We start from the raw sequence: 18,541 nt of genomic DNA, 5'->3' as shown, positions 1-18,541 counted from the left end.
GCCGGTGAGAAGGGCGCGGGCCCTCTCGAGTTTCCCATTAGGGACTGGGTGACACGAGAGGGCCCACTACTCCGGCACGGATCCGCGGAATCGCTTGGGGAAACGACCCGAAGAAAGACTGCTGGGGACAGCCCGGACGCCGTACCGGAGGCGAGACCAGTGTACTGCACACTGTTCTCGCGAGATCGGGAGCTTTGAATGCGGCGTGTCTGCAGAATCGCCCCGCAATTTCCCGTCGCGGCGGGAACGGATTCTGTCCCCCCTGGCGGACACGGACGGCCGCCTGTCTCGTGGGGACCGGCCGGGGCTGCTCAGACGCGGCAGGCCGCGTCGGCAAGGGCGGAGACGGGCACCGGCTCCAGCAGGGGCGTGTGCACCACGGTCGGGGGTTCGGCAGCCTCACCGGTCAGCAGGAAGCGGAATTCGACCGATTCGCTCTCACCCGGTGACACGTTGACCCGCACCGCCGTGGAAGGCCGACCGTCGTCGATGGCCTCCGCGGATGCCACCGAGCCATCCGCATCCGTCACCCCGCCGAAGGCTGCACCCTCGGGAGCGGCGACGGTGACGTTGGTGCCGATGTCGCCGACCGCCGTGCCGAACAGCCCCCCGCCGGTCATGCTGATCGGCAGCTCGGCGATCCCCTCGGCGCGGGCGGTGTTCGAGAGCGTCACTCGCACCACCGCCTCCTGCGGTCCCGCGTCGCATCGGACGTGGCCCACCTCGATGGCGACGTCGAGGTACGTGTCCATCTTCCCGCCGGTCGCATCGTTGAGATACACGCCGTAACCGGCGTCTCCGATCGCGTCCAGCCGCGCACGCGGCCCGCCCACGGCAGAGTTCTCCAGCACCGCCTGCTCGGCGGGCACGCTGCTCCATACCGACACGCGACCTTCGGCGACCACGGGTGCGAGCGCCTCGGTCCACGCCACCGGATCGACGTCGGCCAGCAGCGCGTCGAGCACGAGAGAGGTGACCCGCTGCAGGTAGGCCGTCTGCTCATCGGTGCCCAGGTTCAGGTACGGGTGGATGAGGAGCCGCTCCACGAGGTCGTCGGCCCCCAGCGGCGCCCCGTCGGGCAGCGGGATCGGTCCGTGGGCGGCGAGCAGGGCGCGCAGCACCAGGGGGTCGATCGCGACCACCGCGTCGGGCGCGACGCCGTACTGCGACTGCCACCACGCCGAAGCGAGGCCGGCGGATGCGGCGAAGTCGGAGGTCATCGTCGCGTTCTGGACGAAGCGCCCGACGACATCGCCGTACAGCGCGGAGGCCGCATCCGGCACCGGCGCGATGGGCGCGGCCTGGATCGGGAAGCGAGTGGAGTCGGCCTGCTGAACCAGCGAGATGGCTCCGGCCTCCGCGTGGAGCTGCACGAAGCTTCCGGTGATTCCGCCGCCCGTCCGCAGTTCCGCGTTGTTCTGCAGCATCACGAGGATCTCCCTCGGGCCCTCGGCGCCCAGCAGGCTGGGAAGGACGGCGCTTGCCTGCGCGATCCCGTCCAGCACCGGGACCGCGCCATCCAGGACGGACTGCAGGCGGGTGATGCCCTCGGCGACGGGCGGAAGGACGCCGTCGGCATCCACCGTCCGCATCGCGTCGCGGGCAGAGGTCAGGGCTGCTGCGGCCCCGGCGAGCGGTTCGCGCGCGCCGGTGAGAACGGTGGTGTCGACGGTGTCGCCGAGCGACCCCGCGACCTTGAGGACAGGCTGGAGGACCGACTCCCCCAGCACCGCCAGCTGCACCGACGCGGTGCGCACGGCGGTGAGGTTGGCGCCGAGAACGGGCACGGCGCCCGCAGCGGTCCACAGCGGACCGGCCGTGAGCTGCTCGGCACGATCGGCATGCGCGCGGATTCGGCCGGCGACGTCCTGAGCGGCGTCGAGGTCTCGGGCGGAGGCGGCAGCAGCGAGGTCATCGGCCAGCGAAGCCACGGCGGTGAGCTCGTCCTTCGCCTGCCAGGCCTGCGTGCTCACCCCTGCGACGGCGACGGCGACCAGAGCCGCCGCGCCGCCGCAGGTGAGAATCACCGCCCGTCGCCTCCGTCGAGGTGCGACGGATGCCACGGCCGTCAGCCTGCGCGTCGACGGCGCACGACACCGAGCGCGACGCCGGCTGCCACGAGGGCGCCGCCGACCACGCCGAGTGCCGGCACCCAGGCCGCGAGGCCGGTGAGCGGCAGAGTCGCCGCTGACGCGGCGGGCTCGCAGTCGCTCACCGTGAGCGGCACGCTGAGCGGCGGTGCGACAGAGGGCTCGACTCGGAGCACCGCCGTGATCGACGGGTCCGAAGCGGGCTCGACCGCCGCGCCTGCCGGCCATGCCACGCTGCCGGAAACCGTTCCGTCGGCCAGCGCGCCCAGGGGCACGGTGGTCGAGCGGCTTCCGACCTCGAGATCGAGCACGGCGTTGCCGCTCACGATCTGACCGGTTGGATCGGTGACCTGCACGCGGTAGTCGATCCGTGGATCGCCCGCCCGGCATTCGGTCACCAAGGTCGAACCGGCCAGCGTTGCCGCCGACGGGTCGACCGGTGTGTATCTCGATTCTGATGCGACGCCAGCCGCCAGCGGTGCTCCCATGAGCACCCCGACGAGCATGGCCGCTGCGATTGTTCGCATGCGGATTGCCCTCCCCAATAGGCTTCGCAGGCTCTCAACTCCCCAGCGGAGTGCCTGCAAGAACGAGACTGTACCGGGAAACCGGCGGAATGCAAACCTTCGCGACACGCCGATGATCGCGGGGGACTTTCGCCGAGGCCGAACCTGTGGTTGTATTCATCCCGCACCAGGCATCGAAAGATGTCGAGGTCGTACCGCCGAGGGGTCGGCGGTAGAGGACTGTCCGATCTGGGGTCGGAAGCACGGTCACCTCTGGTGCACACAGCGGGATTAGGCCCGCTCACTGGGGAAAATTGGGGACGACGTCCATGGGGAGACGTTATTTGGCGTACCCGCGCACCGTCGGAGGTGCGCGACAGTGCGCCGTCGACGGTGCGCGGGAACGCGTACAGGGGTCACCGCGCCGCATCGGGGCGCGATCATGACCGCGCTGGAGATCGGCACGCGCGGCAGCGGACTGCCCGCATCCATCACCGGCATCGCGGACCTCTCGGTGCTGCAACCGCCTGCCTGGCGGCTGGCCGTCGGACCGCGTGCGACTCCGGCGCTGGAGCGCCGGCTCACGTGGGAGCGGGCCTACCGCACACGCCTCGCCGTCACCGACACGATCGTCGTGACGACGGCCGCGGGCCTGGCCTCGGTGCTGCAGGTCTCGGCTCTTCCGGCCGGTGCGCTCGCCCAGGATCCGTGGATCCTGGCGCGCATCCCGTTGGCCACGGCCGCGGTGTGGCTGCTGATGCTCGCCGCCTTCCAGTCCCGCGAGCCGCGCACCACCGGGGCCGGGAGCAGCGAGTACAAGCGGGTCGCGCACGCGACCGGCCTCGCCTTCGGCATCATCGCGATCGCTTTCGTCCTGTTCCAATGGCAGGGCCTGCGCAGCCAGTTGATCATCGCGCTGCCCGTCGGCCTGATCGCCCTCCTGGTGGCGCGGTGGCGCTGGCGTCGCTGGCTCGTTGCGCAGCGTCGCTCCGGCCGGTACGTATCCCGCGCGATCGTCGTCGGCCGCCGCGCCGACGTCGCTCACGTCATCGGAACCCTCGAACGGGACGGTCAGCTCGGTTTCCAGGTCGTGGGGACGGCATTGGATGGCGATTCCGCCGCCGAGCTGGTCGTCAGCGCGCGTACCTACCGCACGTTCGGCACACCGGAGACGGCCGCCCAGGTGGCCCGGGACCTCGGCGCGGACACGATCATCGTGGCCAGTCACCTCGAGAATCCCGACTTCATCCGCCGGCTCGGCTGGCAGCTGGAGGGGACGGCGGCCGATCTGGTGCTGTCCAGCCAGCTCACCGACGTGGCGGGGCCACGGATCTCGCTCCGCCAGGTCGTCGGGCTGCCGTTGATCTCGGTGCGGATCCCGTCCTTCGACGGCGCACGTCACGCGTACAAGCGCGCCCTGGACATCATCGTGGCGGGCCTCGCGCTCATCCCGATCGCACTGGTCACGCCTCTGGTCGCGCTGCTGATCACGCTCGACTCGCCCGGCAGCGTGTTCTTCCGTCAGCGCCGGGTGGGTCAGGACGGACGCGAATTCGACATCGTCAAGTTCCGCACGATGCGCACCACCGCGGAGGACGAACTGCGGGCGCTCACTCCCGTCAACGACGGCGCGGGGCCGCTGTTCAAGCTCCGCAAAGACCCGCGGGTGACCCGCGTGGGTGCGGTGCTGCGGAAGTACTCGCTCGATGAGCTGCCGCAGTTCTGGAACGTCCTGCGCGGCGACATGAGCGTCGTGGGGCCCCGGCCACCGCTGCCCAGCGAAGTGGGCGCGTACGACGAGCCGGTCTTCCGACGGCTGTACATCAAGCCCGGCATCACGGGGCTCTGGCAGGTCAGCGGACGCAGCAACCTGTCCTGGGAGGAGAGCGTGCGGCTCGACCTCCATTACGTCGAGAACTGGTCGGTCATGACCGATCTCATGATCATCGTCCGTACGGCGAAGGTCATGCTGCGCGGAACGGGAGCGTACTGACATGACGCTGGAAAAGCCCACGCCGCTCGCGACCAGACGGTCGCTTGCCACGGATCGCTCCCGCTCCGTCGTCGGCGGGATGCGTTCGGCACCCGTCGCTCCCTCACACCGGCTCGACGATCTGCTGCGCATCGACATCGCGGGGTGCGCCGTGCACATCACGGACGAGGCCGGGGCGCTGCGCGTCATCACGCAGGCCGCCGTCCGGCCGCATCCCGCGCCCCTGGCGGTCTCCTCGATCAACCTCGACCACGTGCACCACTTCGGCTCCGGCCCGAGGCGGCTGGGCGGCAGGGGGGTGGAGTGGCTGCACCTCGTCGACGGTGCACCGATCGCCCATCACGCGGAGCGTCTGGTGCACACCGACGTGCCGCGCCTGGCCGGCAGCGACCTCATCTCCGCGATCCTCGACGACGCCCACCGACGCGGACTCTCGGTCGCCGTGCTCGGCGGGTCCGAAGACGTGACGACGCCGCTGCGGGGCCGCATGGCCCGGGATTGGCCGAACGCGCGCTTCGCGGGCCATTGGACTCCTCCGCGCGAGGTGCTGGATGACGCGGAGGCCTCACGGGCGATCGCGACCGAAATCCGGCTCGCCGGCACCGACATCCTCATCGTCTGCCTCGGCAAACCGAGGCAGGAGCAATGGATCGACACCTATGGCTTGGCCACCGGCGCAGGCACGCTGCTGGCCTTCGGAGCCGTCGTCGACTTCCTGGCCGGGCGCGTGTCGCGCGCCCCGCGCTGGGTGGCGAAGGCCGGCTTCGAGTGGATGTGGCGGCTCATGCTCGAGCCACGGCGACTGGCCCGCCGGTATCTCATCGAGGGACCACCGGCTTATCTGGCCGTGCGGCGGTCGCACTTCCCCACTCGGGTGTGAGCCGCCACTCGTCACGCCCGTGCAGGGGATTTCCGCACGGGCCCACGAAACTCCCCGGGTGGGTGTCCCCCTCACCCACCCGGGGTGCTCAATGTCCGGGCGGGTGCGCCCCTCACCCGCCCGGACCTCCTCAGGGGAGCAGGCGAGCGCGGATGGCCCGCGAGAGCGCGTGCGATCGACAGAGGCGCGATATCCGCCACGCCGGCACAGCGGCTCTGGTACCGATGAAAGGGACAGCGATCGTGAATGAGACCCGAGGGTCACGTCGCGGCACGGGCACGCCGTCCGCGCCGCGCCCGCAGCAGAATCCATGCTGCCGCCGCCCCGATCGCAGCCCCGGCCACGTTGGCCACCACGTCACGCAGGCTCGCCGTCCGCTGCGGAAGCAGCATCTGCACGACTTCGGCCAGGACCGACAGCGCGAGAGCTGCCGCGAAACCCACCCACAGGCGCTGCGCCAACGCCGTGACGAGAAAGCCGAACGGCACGAACAGGACGACGTTCGCGCCGAACTCGACCCACCCCTGGCGCACCGCCGTCCAGGCGAGGTCGTCCCGCATCCACGCCGTGAGCCGCTCGACGACCCAGCCGGGAGAGACCGGACCGAGCAGAACCACCACAGCTGCCAGAAGGTAGGCGGCCAAAGCCCACGCGGCCCACGGTCGCACGGCTCGCCTCATGCCACCACACTGGCACGCCCACTTCCCCGTTCGGGGAACCCACGTCGAGAGGTTTCATCATGACCGGTCAGATTCCGCAGGTCCGCGGGGGCACCTTCCATCGCGAAGGCCACGTCGAGGTCGCGGTGGTCGTGGTCTCCTACAACAGCTCGGACGATGTGCAGGCCCTCCTCACCGACCTTCGCCGCGAGGCGCGATCCACCGCGATCCGCGTCGTGATCGCCGACAACTCCTCGTCCGACGGCACGCTCGATCGGCTGGCGGACCACTCCGACGTCATCGCCATCCCCACCGGGGGGAACCTCGGCTACGCCGGCGCGATCAACGTCGCGATGACCCGCGTGGGCGAGACGGAGTCCATCCTGATCCTCAACCCCGATCTGCGCCTGGACCCGGACGCGATCGCGCGCATGCTCCGCAGGCTCCGCAGCGACCGCCGCATCGGCGCCGTCGTCCCGCTGCTGCGCGACGCCGAGGGCGCGCTCTATCCGTCGCTGCGCCGGGAACCGGGCGTGCTGCGCGCCTTCGCCGACGCGGTGCTCGGCCGCCGCTGGGTGGAACGGCCGCGGCCGCTGTCGGAGTACGTCCGCAACCCTCGCGCCTACGCGTGGGCGCATCCCATCGACTGGGCGACAGGGGCAGCGCTCCTCATCTCCGCCCGTGCAGCAGCCTCTGTCGGCGCGTGGGATGAACGCTTCTTCCTGTACTCGGAGGAGACCGACTTCCAGCGGCGGCTGCGGGATCTCGGCTGGTCCATCTGGTTCGACCCTGCCGCTGCCGCGACGCACCGGCAGGGCGGATCAGGCGTCAGCGGCGACCTCGTCGCGCTCACCGTCGTCAACCGTGTCCGGTACATGGACAAGTACGCGCCGCACCGCGCGGGGCTGTTCCGGGGCGCGGTGCTGATCGGCGAACAGCTCCGCCGGGGGGACGCGACGCATGCGCGAGCCCGCTGGGCGCTGTGGCGGCGGTCGCGGTGGTCAGAGCTCCCGCAGCCGCGACGCGATCCGGTGGCGCTGTCGACGTTCCCGCGAGCGTCCGTCGTGATCCCCGCCCACAACGAGTCCGCCGTCATCCAGCGGACCCTCGATCAGCTCGCGCCGCTCGTGCGCGCCGACCGGCTCGAAGTGATCGTGGCGTGCAACGGGTGCACCGACGACACGGCGGAGCGCGCCCGGGCGATTCCCGGCATCCGCGTGGTCGAGACGGCCGTGGCCTCCAAGACCGCTGCACTGAACCTCGGAGACGCCCACGCCACGCTGTGGCCGCGGATCTATCTGGACGCCGACATCACTGCCGATCCATCGGCGCTCGAACCGGTCATCCGGACGCTCTCCGAGGGGACGGCCCTGGCGGGTCGGCCGTCGTTCCGCACCGACCTCCAGGGGGCGTCGGCGACGGTCCGCTCCTACCATCGCGCCCGCGACCGCATGCCCTCCACGAAGGAGGCCCTGTGGGGCGCCGGCGTCTATGCACTCAGTCGCGCGGGGCATGAGCGGCTGGGAAGCTTCCCATCGGTCACGGCGGACGACCTCTACGTCGACCGGCTGTTCTCCGCCGAGGAGAAGGTGCTGCCGGAGACCCCTCCCGTCATCGTGGCAGCGCCGCGCGAGTCGCGGGCGTTGCTCAGCGTGCTCGCGCGAGCGCGCCGCGGGCCGGCGGAGCAGGGCGTTGACACCGGCACCTCGAGCCTCCGCGAACTCGCCCGCACCGTGCGCGGGCCGGTGTCGCTGGTCGATGCCGCCGTCTACGGGATGTACGCGATCCTGGCCCGGCGTCGCGCGGCTCGGACGAGCGTTCGGGGCACCACGTCCTGGGAGCGCGATGAGTCCACCCGTGCGGCCGCTCCGGAGGCCAGGACCGTCGACCACGTGCTGCTCACCCGGTTCAACCTGCCCACGCCGGGCCCGGAGAGCCTGGTGCGCGCCCGGGACGGGTGGCTCCGGGAGCGGGTCGACCTCTTCGAGAAGTACACCGTCCCGTCGGTACGCCGGCAGTCGGTTCAGGACTTCACCTGGATCGTCTACCTCGATCCGCAGAGTCCTGCATGGCTCCGCGACCGGCTCGAGCCGTACATCGCGGACGGAGTGTTCATGCCCCTGTACCGCGAGACGGCGACGTGGGAAGACGTGGCACGGGATGTCCGCGAGCAGACCGGCGCGACGCGCGACGTGCTGCTGACGACCAACCTCGACAACGACGACGGGATCGCGGACGACTTCGTCGCCCGCCTGCAGGATCTCGCTCGCCGTCATGGATCGGCGGCGATCTACCTCGGCTCCGGCCTCATCGCCAGCGGCGAGGCCCTGTACCGTCGGCGCGACGACCACAACGCGTTCTGCAGCGTGGCCGAGCCGTGGGAGAACCCGCAGACGGCGTGGCGCGACTGGCACACGCTGCTGGGGACGCATTTCCCGGTGGTGGTCGAGCACGGGCGCCCCGCATGGCTGCAGGTGGTGCACGGCGGCAATGTGAGCAACCGCGTGCGCGGCACCCGGGTGGCGCCGGCGCCCTACCGGGCACGCTTCGCCTCGCTCCTTCGCGACCTGCGCGACCCGTCCCCCGCCGAACTCGCCGCCGACCGCTACCTGCGGTCGCCGGCGCGCGGGGCGAAGGAGAGCGTCCGCGCGATGGGGAAGACCGTGGTGCTGGGCGTCATGGGGAAGGACGGCCTGGACCGGATGAAGCTGCTCCTCAGCCGTTCGGAGTGATTCGCGCAGCGGCGCTGCAGTAAGGCGCCGGCGGCGACCCCTATAGAGAGGTGTGGTTCCGTTCGCGCCGGCGCGTGGCAATTGCGTCCACGATGAGCGCCGCGGCCACGCTGATCCCGAGTCCGAGAGCCCCGATTCCGGCGAGCGCGCGCGTCCGACTGGGCGCCACGTACGTCACCTCGGGAACGGCCGGGTTCGCGTAGGTCGTGATGCGCTGCTCCGGCGAGACGCCCATCTCGTCCTGGCGCTCGGCGACCACCACCTCGATCTGACTCGTCAGATCCCGCACCCGCTCGTCGACCTCCGCGGCCGAGGGGGCGACGACGTCCACGATGAGAGCCGGCTGGTTGTAGTTCGGCGCCCACTGACCGCCGAAGTTCGGGACGTAGACGAGCTCGTCGTCCCGCATCCCGCCACCGTAGAGCGGGGTGCTCGCCGCGGCGAAGACCTGGCCACCGTCGCCGTCCGTGAGCGTCTCCTCCACCAGCTTGGCGAACCCCACGAGTGAGGCGGCGCTGTCGGTGAAGGTGTTGCCCGCCACAGCCCAGCCGACGGGCGGCATCAGTGTGACGGAAGTGCGCGCGGTGTACACCCCGCCTGCCTGGGCGGCAGCGGCGGCCGCGGCGGCGGTGAGCATCACGCCCACCAGGACGACGTACCAGCGCCTCCCCACGGCGCGCAGTGCTTGCAAGAGCGTCATCATCGGCCCCCTCCGTGTGACTGCAGCATCCTACCGTGGATTGACAGCGGGACCCCGACCGGTGAGACTAGCTGGGTTCGGTCCTGGGGAAATGGCCGAGCATTGGCAGGGGGAGCCATGTATCTGAGTGATCTCATTCGCGGGTTGCTGCGCCGTTGGTATGTTCTTGCGGCAGGCGCGCTCATCACGGCGGCCGCCGCGTATGCGGTGTTCCAGGCGGTACCGATCCGCCACGAGGCGCACGCGACGATGATGCTCCTGCCACCGCAGGAAACGCTGCTGGTGGAGGGAAGCAACCCATACCTGGTGCTGGGCGGGATGGGCCAAGCTCTGGCCGTGCTCGCCACGCGGGTGAACGCGCCGGAGACGCAGGATGCCCTGCTGGGCGACGACGACTCGCTCGACTACGGCGTCACCGCGGAAACCGCATCCGGGGCGCCATTTCTCGTCATCACCACGCAGGCCGGCGGCGAGGCGTCAGCGCTTCGCCTGCTGAGCGAGATCGAGGATGTCGCGGCAGCGGAGCTGACCCGGATGCAGGAGGAGCTCGCGATCCCCGCCGAATCGATCATCGGCATGATGGGCGTGACCACCGACATCGAGGCCACCGCGCTCACGTCCACGCGAACCCAGGTCACGATCGCCGCTCTGGGTGGCGGTCTCGTCGCCACCGTGGCCATCACCGCAGCCCTGGACGGCCTGCTCGCGGCTCGCTCGCGGCGCCGAGCGGAAGCGAACGCCCCCACGGCGCCCGTGCGCGGACGACGAGAGCCGCTGCGCGCCAGCGACATCGTCGGTCGGGAGCCACTCCCCCTCCCGCGGCCCGCGGCGGCACCTGACGATGTGGACAACGACGACGCGCCGGCTGACGCCCCCGCATCCCCACGACGCACTCCCGCGCGGAAGCGACCGGCACATGCCGCAGCGAGCGGTGCCGCGGGGCGCTGAGGCGGCCCGTTCCACCTACGACGCGCGCGAATACGCTGGCGACGGGACTCCCCGGCGCGGCTTCGACGCAGTCACGGTGCTGACGGTCTACCTCGCCCTTCTCTTGCTCATCCCCTCCGACCGGGTCGTCCCCGGCATGGGGAACCTCGGCGCTCCTGCGGTGCTGTGGGGTTTCGCGTGCTTCCTGTGGTGGGTCTGGCATGTCCTGAGTCAGCGCGCCGCCGCCCGCTCCTGGGTGTCGCCCGTCAGCGTCGCCGCGCTCGTCTTCTTCGGCACCGTCCTGCTCTGCTACGTCTTCGGGATGCTCCGGGCGATCCCCCCGGACGAGATCATGCCGGCCGACCGCGGGCTGCTCCGGATGGTGTCGTTCCTGGGCGTGGTGCTCGTCGCCGCTGACGGCATCGGCCGATTCTCGCGCCTCATCGTGCTCCTTCGGCGACTGTCGGTTCTCACCGGCCTGATCGCGGTCCTCGGAATCGCGGAGTTCGTGATGCGGATGCCGCTGGCCTCATCGGTGGTCATTCCCGGCCTGGTCTCCACCGGTGGCGGCGGCGCCGTGGAACGCGCCGGGTTCCTCCGCCCCTCGGCGACCGCGATCCACCCGCTGGAATACGCCACGATGCTCTCCGTGGCGTTCCCCGTGGCCCTCATGCTCGCCCTCCGCAGCCACGGCCGGATCCGTGCGGTCATGATCTCGTGCGCGGCGGCCATCGGCGTCGCCCTCCTGCTGGCCGGGTCGCGCTCGGCGGTCGTGGGCCTCGTGATCGGCGCCGTGCCGCTCCTGGTCGTCCTCGGCCGGCGCGAACGTCTCCTCGCACTCCTGGGGGGCGCGGCGAGCATCGTGCTCGTCTACGTCACGGTGCCCGGGATGCTGGGAACCCTCCGGAACATGTTCGAGAACGCCGGGAGCGACACGAGCATCCTGTCGCGTACCGACAGCTTCGGCGTGTTCGAGGCCCTGTTCCCGCTGAGTCCATGGCTGGGGCGCGGTCTCGGCACGTTCCTGCCCGCCTATCGCATCTTCGACAACCAGTTCCTCGCGTTGCTTCTGGAAGTGGGGATCGTCGGGACGGTCGCCTTCCTGGGTCTCTACGTCGTGTCCATCGCGTGTGTCGCGGCGTGCCGCACGGCGCCACCGGCGATCGCGGGCATCGCGGCCGCCCTCGCCGCGGGGTGCCTGGTCGCGGTGTCCCTCTCGGTGTTCTTCGACTCCTTCTCCTTTCCGAAGGCGTTCGGCCTGCTGGCGCTGATCCCGGGGCTCTGCGGGGCGGCCTGGAACATCGCTCGGACGCTCTCCCGCGAGTCCACTCGGACGAGGGACGCCTATGTCGACTGAGATCCGCCGCCGCGGCCTCACCCTCGTCGGGGCCATCGTGCTCGCGCTCGTCGTCGCCGGCGCGGGCCTGCTCGTCGTGCGTGCGGCGCAGAGTCCGCAGGCGACGGGCGAGCTGGACCTCCCCCGCGTTCCGTGGGAGGGCGGGCCCGAGTACTGGTCGCAGTTCGAGAACGCGTCGGACTGGACGGACCCGTCGTTCTTCCCGATCAGCATCTGGTACGCGGGGATCAGCTCGCCCGAGGAGGTGGAGTGGGACCGGCGGCACGGCATCAACACGTACATGGGCATGTGGGAAGGAACGCCGTTCTCGCTCTTCGAGGACAACGACGCGTACTGGATCGGTGCGCGCCTGAACGACACCTTCGACCCCGACTCGCCGCACTGGCCCGGCGTCGTCCTCGACGACGAGGTGGACGGCCGGTTCGAACCGGACGAAGGGCTGGCGTACCTGCAGCAGCTCAGCGACGACGCCGCAGGGCAGGGCAAATTCCGCTACGCCAACTTCACCCAGCTGGTGATCGGCTCGGATCTGGATCGCGAGGTCCAGGAGCGCTACGTCAACACGTTCACCGATGCGGTCTCGCTGGACATGTACTGGTACACCGTGCCGTTCTGCGACTGGCAGCCCTACCGGGGCGACGGCTACGCGGTGCCCGTTCCGGAGGAGACCTGTCGCACGGCCTCGAGCTACGGGAGGAGCCTGGAGGCGCTCACCCTGCGGGACGCCGTCGACGGCCGGATGCAGCCCCGATGGCAGTTCATTGAGAATCTCAACGGGCTGTCCGGCCAGGAGCACATCGCCGAGATCCGGCCGGAGCAGATCGCCGGGGCCGCAATGGCCTCCGTGATCAGTGAAGCCCGCGGGCTCGTGTGGTTCAACCAGTCGTTCACCGGCGAGTGCCAGACGAGCAACGCGATACGCGCGGCGCAGGTCGACGGGCCGCAGTGGTGCGGGGCGGCCCAGATCGAGGCGATGGGCGCGGTCAACCGGTTCATCTCCGACCTCGCCCCCGTGATCAACACGCAGTCCTACCGGTGGGAGTTCGGCCCGAACCTCCGAACCATGCTGAAGACTCACGACGGATCCGCCTATGTGTTCGCGATGTCGGATGGGACGACCGGCGAGCGCGCCTTCGAGCTTCCACCGGACATCGATGGGACGGTCGTGGAAGTGATCGGAGAGGGCCGCACGATCGATGTGACGCGCGGCGCCTTCGTCGACGTGTTCGAGAACGAGCACGACTATCGCGTGTACCGGATCGCGCTGGATGCGGCCGGCTGATCAGGAAGCGGGGGACGAATGAGCACGGTGTCGTCGTGGGCGAAGAAACTCCGGGCGAAGACGCCACGGCAGGTGGCCCAGTACGCAGCACTGCGGCTGACGCATCTCACCGGCGCCGCCGAGCTCGACTTCCCGCTGCTGCCGTCCGACGTCGCCGATTCGCTTGCGCTGCCGCCGCGCGAGCGTCCGTTCGCGCCCCCCGCGGCACGCCCGCGGATCGGGTGGCTGACCGTCCCTCCGCGCGCCGGGTCGGGCGGTCACACGACCCTCTTCCGGATGATCCGCGCCGCGCAGGACGCCGGATATGACAACACCCTCCTCCTCTACGACCGCTACAACGGCGACTTCGCAGCCAACGCCGCCACGGTGCGCTCGGCGTGGCCCTGGCTGACCTGTGACATCGCCCCGGTTCGCGACCGGCTGAGCGGGTTCGACGCGTATGTGGCGTCGTCATGGCCGACGGCCCATGTCCTCGCGGCCCGCTCACAGCCGAGCGATCGGCGGCTCTACTTCATTCAGGACTTCGAGCCGTACTTCTTCCCGCGAGGCGCGACCTACGCCCTGGCCGAAGACACCTACCGGTTCGGGTTCCGCAACATCGCCCTCGGCGCGATGGTGCATGCCAGTCTGGCCGGGGAGACGGGCGTCGCGAGCGAGCTCGTACCGTTCGGGTGCGACACCGAGACCTACCGGCTGCTGGAGCCCGCCGCTCCACGGTCGGGCGTCGTCTTCTACGCCAAGCGCGGGAACGACCGTCGCGGGTTCGACCTGGCGATGCGGGCCCTGGCGCACTTCCATACCGAGCACCCGGACGAACCCATCCATGTGTGCGGAGACGACGTGTCGGATGCACCCTTCCCGACGATCTCCCACGGCAGCGTCTCGCCGGAACGCCTGAACCGCCTCTACAACGAGGTGGTGGCGGGATTGGCGCTGTCGTTCACGAACATCTCCCTCGTCGCGGAGGAGATGCTCGCCGCCGGCGTCGTGCCGGTCGTGAACGATTCAACGCACGCCCGCGCCGACCTGCCGAACCCGTCCGCGGTCTGGGCGCGGCCGACTCCGCGAGGCCTCGCCGACGCGCTCGGCCAGGCGGTAGACCGACCCGACCGGCACGCGCACGCCGTGCAGGCCGCCGCGTCGGTCTCCGGGCGAGGGTGGGGAGAGACCGAAGAGGCCGTCGTGGACATCCTCCGCAGCGAAGTGGACCGGAGCACCTGACAGCCATTCTCCTGACGGAGGAAAGCGGGTAGAGTGCAGTGCAAGAGGTGGAAGGCGTCCTGGGGAAAGCGACGCCGACACCGGGGGAATCACGGCGGGCCTGAGCAGTTCGTCGTGGGATCTGGGGATGGCTCATGGGGAAGTCAGCGCTGTGGCGCACGTTGACCCCGCGCATGCGCGGGGTCCTGGCCGGGACGGCTCTCGTCGTCGTTGCGAGCTTGATAGCCATTGCGGTGGTCATCATGTCGCCGACCCCGGCTCCGGAGGCCGGCTCATCGCCGGCCGGGCAGACGGCAGCATCCACGCCGGGCCCGGTGGCCGGAGCGCAACCGACCACGGGCAGCGAGGTGCAGGCACCCGATCCCGAGGCGCCGCTGGACCGCCTTCCCGCCCGTGAGAACACGGCGCCGCGCATCACCCTCCCCTTGCCCGTGCCGGCCAGCGCACAGGGCACGCTGGTCGAGGGCTACCCCACGGAGCTGGCCGCGCCCACCTCCGGTTCCGAGGTGCTCCACAGTTCGGTCGCGTCTGAAGGCGTGACTCTCCAATTCACCCTCTCGGCGCGGACGGATGCGGCCGCCGACGACGTGCGCGCGCACTACGCCGGCGCGTGGGCGGGCGCGGGTCTGGTGGCACCGGGCACCGGCACCGATGCCGTCGCGTTCTCCGACGCGTTCACCTCGCTCTCGCTCGCGATCGAATCCTCGGGAACCGGCACCGTGTACACGATCCACGGCGTCCTGAGAGCCGGGTGAGCCGGGATGTACATCTCCCTGGGCAACCCTGAGACAGACGGGCGGACGAGCGAGGCGCGTCGGGGCCGGCGCGGCTCTGCCGGCACGCGGACGGTCTCCTCCACCGTCATCACCCTGGGCGTCGTCTCGATGCTCACCGACATCTCGTCGGAGTCGGTGGCCGCGATCCTGCCCCTCTACATCACGGGCGTTCTCGGCCTCTCCACCATCGCCTTCGGGGTGCTCGACGGCCTGTACCAGGGGGTGAGCGCTCTCGTCCGCATCGCGGGAGGCTACGCCTCCGACCGGATGGACCAGCCCAAATGGGTCGCGTTCACCGGGTATGCCCTGGCTGCCGTCGCCCGGGTGGGGCTCCTCTTCGGCTCCGGTTTCGCCGCCCTCTCCGCCGTGATCACCGCCGACCGCATCGGCAAGGGCATCCGCACGGCGCCGCGCGACGCTCTCATCACCGCCACGAGCGACCCCGAGCGGCTCGGCACCGCGTTCGGTGTGCACCGCATGCTCGACAACATCGGCGCGGCGATCGGGCCGCTGCTGGCCTTCTTCATCCTCCTGGTCATCCCCGACGGCTTCCACACGGTGTTCGTGGCGTCCCTCGCCTTCGCCCTGGTCGGCGTCGTGATCCTCGGGCTCGTCGTGCCCAACGTCCGCACGCGGGCGAAGGTCGCCCGCGAAGAGGGCGCGATGCGGCCGCGGCGCCGGAAGTTCGACTGGAAGGTCATCAGCGCCGGGCCGATGCGTCGCGTTCTGGCCGCCGCCGGAATCCTCGGCTTGATGACCATCGGCGACGGGTTCGTCTACCTCGTCCTGCAGTCGCGCAGCGACTTCGCCGCGCAGTGGTTCCCGCTGCTCTACGTCGGGACCAACGTCGCGTTCCTCGCCTTCGCGATCCCGCTCGGGAGGCTCGCCGACCGGGTGGGACGCACGCGCGTCTTCGTCTTCGGCCACCTCGCCCTGCTGGGCGCGTATGTGGTCGCGTTCCTCCCACTCGCCGACATCGCCGCGACGATCCTGTGCCTGGTCTTCCTCGGCGCTTTCTACGCGGCCACCGACGGAGTTCTGGCGGCCCTGGCGTCGCAGCTGACGACGCCGGAGACGCGGGGTACGGGCATCGCCGCGGCGCAGACCGTCGTCGCGGCCACGCGGTTCTTCTCCGCGGCGGGATTCGGCGTGCTGTGGTTCGCGATCGGACGTGAGCAGTCGATGATCGTGGTCGCCATCCTGCTGGCGATCGCCATCCCGCTCGTGGCGGTGCTCCTGCGCCCCCTGATGGCCCGGCCTGCACACGTGGCCTCGTGACCGATCGGCTCAAGTGGGTGATCGTGGCGCTCATCTCGGCGCTCGCGCTGGGCGCCACCGCCGTCGTCGGGGTGGTCGCGTGGCAGCAGTATCAGGCCCGGAGCGCCGCACCGAGTCAGGCCGAGATAACGAGAACCGTCTCCTGGACCGGCGACGAGCGCCTCGTGTTCCGCAACACCGCCTCCGGCGCCGGCTACGGCCATGTGGCGAGCGTCCCGTTGGCCGACCCCGCGGGACCGCGTGACGTCGCCGATATCGTGTGCGATCGCGTGGACGCCACGATGGACGAGCTGGCGTGCCTGCGCACCGAACGGGGCATCGTCCCCTCCTACAGCGCCACGGTGCACGACGCCGACGCCGGCGAGGTCGCCCAGTGGCCGCTGCCCGGCATCCCGAGCCGGACGCGGCTGTCTCCCGACGGATCGATGGTCGCGTCGACCTCCTTCGTGACCGGCCACTCCTACGCGACGATCGGATTCTCCACCGAGACGGTCATCCGATCCCGATCCGGCGAGAGCTTCGGCAATCTCGAGGAGTGGACGCTGCTGATCGACGGCCAGCCCAGCACGCCCGTCGACCGGAATTACTGGGGCGTCACCTTCGTCGGCGACGGCTCGTTCTACGCCACCGCCGGTCTGACCAGCGCGGGGAAGACCTACCTCGTCCGTGGCGACATCACCTCGCGCACCCTGACGGCGCTCGCCGAGAACGTCGAGTGCCCGTCGATCTCACCGGACGGGACGCGGATCGCCTTCAAGCGGGTCACCGGCGGCGCCGGGACCGACCTTCACTGGACCCCGGCGGTCTACGACATCGCGACGGGTGGGATCGAGCTCCTGGCCGAGTCGCGCTCGATCGACGATCAGATCGAGTGGCTCGACGACGACACCATCCTGTATGGGATGCCGCGCCCCGGTGACCCCGGCGACAGCGATGTGTGGGCGTTGAGAGCCGACGGTTCCGGCGCTCCCGAGCTGTTCCTCGAGCACGCGTGGTCGCCCTCCGTGCTGCGGGCTTCGTGACGAGACCGCGTCAGGGTCAGCGGTTCGCCAGGAGCACGCGCTCGTAGACACCGGTACGGTGCCAGCGTCTCTGCGCGCGATCGAACTGCACGCGCCGCTCCAGCCGGGCCACCGCCCCGGACAACCTCGCGAGCGTCTTCCCCCGTGCCTGCGTCAACCGGCGCCAGCTGCGGGTGCGCTCGATCGTCGCATCCGTCGCGGCAGCGAAGGCCAGCAGGGCGCCGGCCTGGTCCCCGCCGATCCCGCGGTCGATCCAGCGCGCGGCCTGGTCCAGTGCCTGCATGGCCACGGCTCGCCGGGCTGCCAGCCACAGCGGCCGGTCTCCGGGGGCGCCGCCGTCGATGAAGAGCATGTCGAAGGCGTCGCGGATCTCCCCCAGAATGACCAGGGGATCGGCGGCCTTCATCGACAGACTCGCGACGTGGTCGCGATGCCACGCCTGATCGGCCCCGGCCACATAAGCGATGTCGGCGCGGGTCGCGATCCTCAGCCACATCTCCATGTCGTGCGTGTGCGCGAGGGGCCGCTGCCCGCCGACGACATCCACGACGCTTCGCCGCATCACGACCTCCGGCGAGGTGATGGCATTGGTCCCCGCCGCAGCTCGCGCCGCCAGCCATTCCCTGCCCGCCCAGACGATCCACGAGGTCGCCCGCGTCCGTGCGGGCGGAAGCTGATCCCCCGTGAAGTGCAGGGGGTGCCCGTACACGAGGCCGACCCCAGGGAACCGCTGCATGACCGACACCGCGCGCTCGAGTGAACCGGGGGTCAGGAGATCGTCCGCATCCAGTCGCACGAGGTACTCCCCCGTGGACTCGGCCAACCCTCTGTTGAAGGTGTGGACGGGCCCGCGGTTGCCCGCGTTTCGCAGCACGCGCACCCGCGGATCCTCCGCGGCGATCCGCTCGGCCACGGCGACGCTGTCATCGGTCGAACAGTCATCGACCACCACGACGTCCACCTCGACGCCGGACTGGGTCAGCACGCTCGCGACCGCCTGCGGCAGAAAGCGCGCGTAGTTGTAACAGGGGATCACCACGCTCACCCGCGCGCCCGGCACGGGAGGCTGGGGAGCGTGCGCGGTGGCCGCTGTGACGGCCGGGCGACGTTCTCGCATG

15 protein-coding genes are annotated in these 18,541 nt (G+C 70.6%); 10 read left to right on the top strand and 5 right to left on the bottom strand.

Features of this window, described 5'->3' with window-relative positions; genetic code table 11:
• Positions 1–311 precede the first annotated feature (311 nt).
• On the bottom strand, positions 312–2,027 hold the full coding sequence (locus AC2DFQ_RS09490; protein ID WP_484533716.1) for a DUF4012 domain-containing protein: 1,716 nt from the start codon (positions 2,025–2,027) through the stop codon (positions 312–314).
• 41 nt (positions 2,028–2,068) lie between these two features.
• Complete coding sequence (locus tag AC2DFQ_RS09485; protein WP_484510490.1) at positions 2,069–2,617, bottom strand: LPXTG cell wall anchor domain-containing protein; 549 nt, start codon at positions 2,615–2,617, stop codon at positions 2,069–2,071.
• Between the two features lie 421 nt (positions 2,618–3,038).
• On the opposite strand from AC2DFQ_RS09485, the gene AC2DFQ_RS09480 reads away from it, so the two are divergent.
• A complete protein-coding gene (locus AC2DFQ_RS09480; RefSeq protein ID WP_484533715.1) occupies positions 3,039–4,589 on the top strand; it encodes a sugar transferase in 1,551 nt (516 codons plus the stop codon).
• A 1-nt stretch (position 4,590) separates the two neighbouring features.
• A complete protein-coding gene (locus tag AC2DFQ_RS09475) occupies positions 4,591–5,469 on the top strand; it encodes a WecB/TagA/CpsF family glycosyltransferase (RefSeq protein ID WP_484510488.1) in 879 nt (292 codons plus the stop codon).
• Positions 5,470–5,729: 260 nt separating this feature from the next.
• Here AC2DFQ_RS09475 and AC2DFQ_RS09470 read toward each other — a convergent pair whose 3' ends face one another.
• Positions 5,730–6,149, bottom strand: coding sequence for a VanZ family protein (locus tag AC2DFQ_RS09470; RefSeq protein ID WP_484510487.1), 420 nt, complete (start codon positions 6,147–6,149; stop codon positions 5,730–5,732).
• 59 nt (positions 6,150–6,208) lie between these two features.
• Between AC2DFQ_RS09470 and AC2DFQ_RS09465 the strand changes: the two genes are divergently transcribed.
• Positions 6,209–8,860, top strand: coding sequence for a glycosyltransferase (locus tag AC2DFQ_RS09465; RefSeq protein WP_484533714.1), 2,652 nt, complete (start codon positions 6,209–6,211; stop codon positions 8,858–8,860).
• A gap of 40 nt (positions 8,861–8,900) precedes the next feature.
• Here AC2DFQ_RS09465 and AC2DFQ_RS09460 read toward each other — a convergent pair whose 3' ends face one another.
• Positions 8,901–9,560 (bottom strand): hypothetical protein, encoded by a 660-nt coding sequence (locus AC2DFQ_RS09460; protein ID WP_484533713.1) that lies wholly within the window; start codon positions 9,558–9,560, stop codon positions 8,901–8,903.
• 117 nt (positions 9,561–9,677) lie between these two features.
• Here AC2DFQ_RS09460 and AC2DFQ_RS09455 point away from each other — a divergent pair, with 117 nt between their 5' ends.
• The 7 genes from AC2DFQ_RS09455 to AC2DFQ_RS09425 all read left to right on the top strand — a co-directional run bounded on the left by AC2DFQ_RS09455 (position 9,678) and on the right by AC2DFQ_RS09425 (position 17,423).
• Positions 9,678–10,508: a hypothetical protein gene (locus AC2DFQ_RS09455; protein WP_484533712.1), complete on the top strand. Its 831-nt coding sequence runs from the start codon at positions 9,678–9,680 to the stop codon at positions 10,506–10,508.
• Positions 10,477–11,844, top strand: a complete 1,368-nt coding sequence (locus AC2DFQ_RS09450; protein WP_484533711.1) for an O-antigen ligase family protein — start codon at positions 10,477–10,479, stop codon at positions 11,842–11,844. Before AC2DFQ_RS09455 ends, AC2DFQ_RS09450 begins: the two co-directional genes overlap by 32 nt.
• Positions 11,834–13,126 carry a hypothetical protein gene (locus AC2DFQ_RS09445; protein WP_484533710.1) on the top strand — a complete coding sequence of 431 codons (1,293 nt, stop codon included), beginning with the start codon at positions 11,834–11,836 and terminating at the stop codon, positions 13,124–13,126. The genes AC2DFQ_RS09450 and AC2DFQ_RS09445 overlap by 11 nt, the downstream gene beginning before the upstream one ends.
• An 18-nt stretch (positions 13,127–13,144) precedes the next feature.
• Positions 13,145–14,347: a rhamnosyltransferase WsaF family glycosyltransferase gene (locus tag AC2DFQ_RS09440; protein WP_484533709.1), complete on the top strand. Its 1,203-nt coding sequence runs from the start codon at positions 13,145–13,147 to the stop codon at positions 14,345–14,347.
• Between the two features lie 134 nt (positions 14,348–14,481).
• Entirely contained in the window at positions 14,482–15,102 is a 621-nt protein-coding gene (locus tag AC2DFQ_RS09435; protein ID WP_484533708.1) for a hypothetical protein, read from the top strand.
• 6 nt (positions 15,103–15,108) lie between these two features.
• Positions 15,109–16,401, top strand: a complete 1,293-nt coding sequence (locus AC2DFQ_RS09430; protein WP_484533707.1) for an MFS transporter — start codon at positions 15,109–15,111, stop codon at positions 16,399–16,401.
• Positions 16,398–17,423, top strand: coding sequence for a TolB-like translocation protein (locus tag AC2DFQ_RS09425; RefSeq protein ID WP_484533706.1), 1,026 nt, complete (start codon positions 16,398–16,400; stop codon positions 17,421–17,423). The genes AC2DFQ_RS09430 and AC2DFQ_RS09425 overlap by 4 nt, the downstream gene beginning before the upstream one ends.
• 16 nt (positions 17,424–17,439) lie before the next feature.
• Here AC2DFQ_RS09425 and AC2DFQ_RS09420 read toward each other — a convergent pair whose 3' ends face one another.
• Complete coding sequence (locus tag AC2DFQ_RS09420) at positions 17,440–18,540, bottom strand: glycosyltransferase family 2 protein (protein WP_484533705.1); 1,101 nt, start codon at positions 18,538–18,540, stop codon at positions 17,440–17,442.
• Position 18,541 lies beyond the last annotated feature (1 nt).

The sequence above is a fragment of the Microbacterium sp. Z11_20 genome, assembly GCF_057197605.1.
The sequence above is the reverse complement of the archived record's forward strand: the minus strand, read 5'-3'. Positions and strand labels throughout refer to the sequence as shown.

What these genes read in the sequence shown, in the direction of transcription:
- AC2DFQ_RS09450 (WP_484533711.1), top strand. Translation starts at nt 10,477, where the DNA reads ATGCCGCAGCGAGCGGTGCCGCGGGGCGCTGAGGCGGCCCGTTCCACC.
- AC2DFQ_RS09435 (WP_484533708.1), top strand. Translation starts at nt 14,482, where the DNA reads ATGGGGAAGTCAGCGCTGTGGCGCACGTTGACCCCGCGCATGCGCGGG.
- AC2DFQ_RS09470 (WP_484510487.1), bottom strand. Translation starts at nt 6,149, where the DNA reads ATGAGGCGAGCCGTGCGACCGTGGGCCGCGTGGGCTTTGGCCGCCTAC.
- AC2DFQ_RS09445 (WP_484533710.1), top strand. Translation starts at nt 11,834, where the DNA reads ATGTCGACTGAGATCCGCCGCCGCGGCCTCACCCTCGTCGGGGCCATC.
- AC2DFQ_RS09455 (WP_484533712.1), top strand. Translation starts at nt 9,678, where the DNA reads ATGTATCTGAGTGATCTCATTCGCGGGTTGCTGCGCCGTTGGTATGTT.
- AC2DFQ_RS09440 (WP_484533709.1), top strand. Translation starts at nt 13,145, where the DNA reads ATGAGCACGGTGTCGTCGTGGGCGAAGAAACTCCGGGCGAAGACGCCA.
- AC2DFQ_RS09480 (WP_484533715.1), top strand. Translation starts at nt 3,039, where the DNA reads ATGACCGCGCTGGAGATCGGCACGCGCGGCAGCGGACTGCCCGCATCC.
- AC2DFQ_RS09460 (WP_484533713.1), bottom strand. Translation starts at nt 9,560, where the DNA reads ATGACGCTCTTGCAAGCACTGCGCGCCGTGGGGAGGCGCTGGTACGTC.
- AC2DFQ_RS09475 (WP_484510488.1), top strand. Translation starts at nt 4,591, where the DNA reads ATGACGCTGGAAAAGCCCACGCCGCTCGCGACCAGACGGTCGCTTGCC.
- AC2DFQ_RS09465 (WP_484533714.1), top strand. Translation starts at nt 6,209, where the DNA reads ATGACCGGTCAGATTCCGCAGGTCCGCGGGGGCACCTTCCATCGCGAA.
- AC2DFQ_RS09485 (WP_484510490.1), bottom strand. Translation starts at nt 2,617, where the DNA reads ATGCGAACAATCGCAGCGGCCATGCTCGTCGGGGTGCTCATGGGAGCA.
- AC2DFQ_RS09420 (WP_484533705.1), bottom strand. Translation starts at nt 18,540, where the DNA reads ATGCGAGAACGTCGCCCGGCCGTCACAGCGGCCACCGCGCACGCTCCC.
- AC2DFQ_RS09430 (WP_484533707.1), top strand. Translation starts at nt 15,109, where the DNA reads ATGTACATCTCCCTGGGCAACCCTGAGACAGACGGGCGGACGAGCGAG.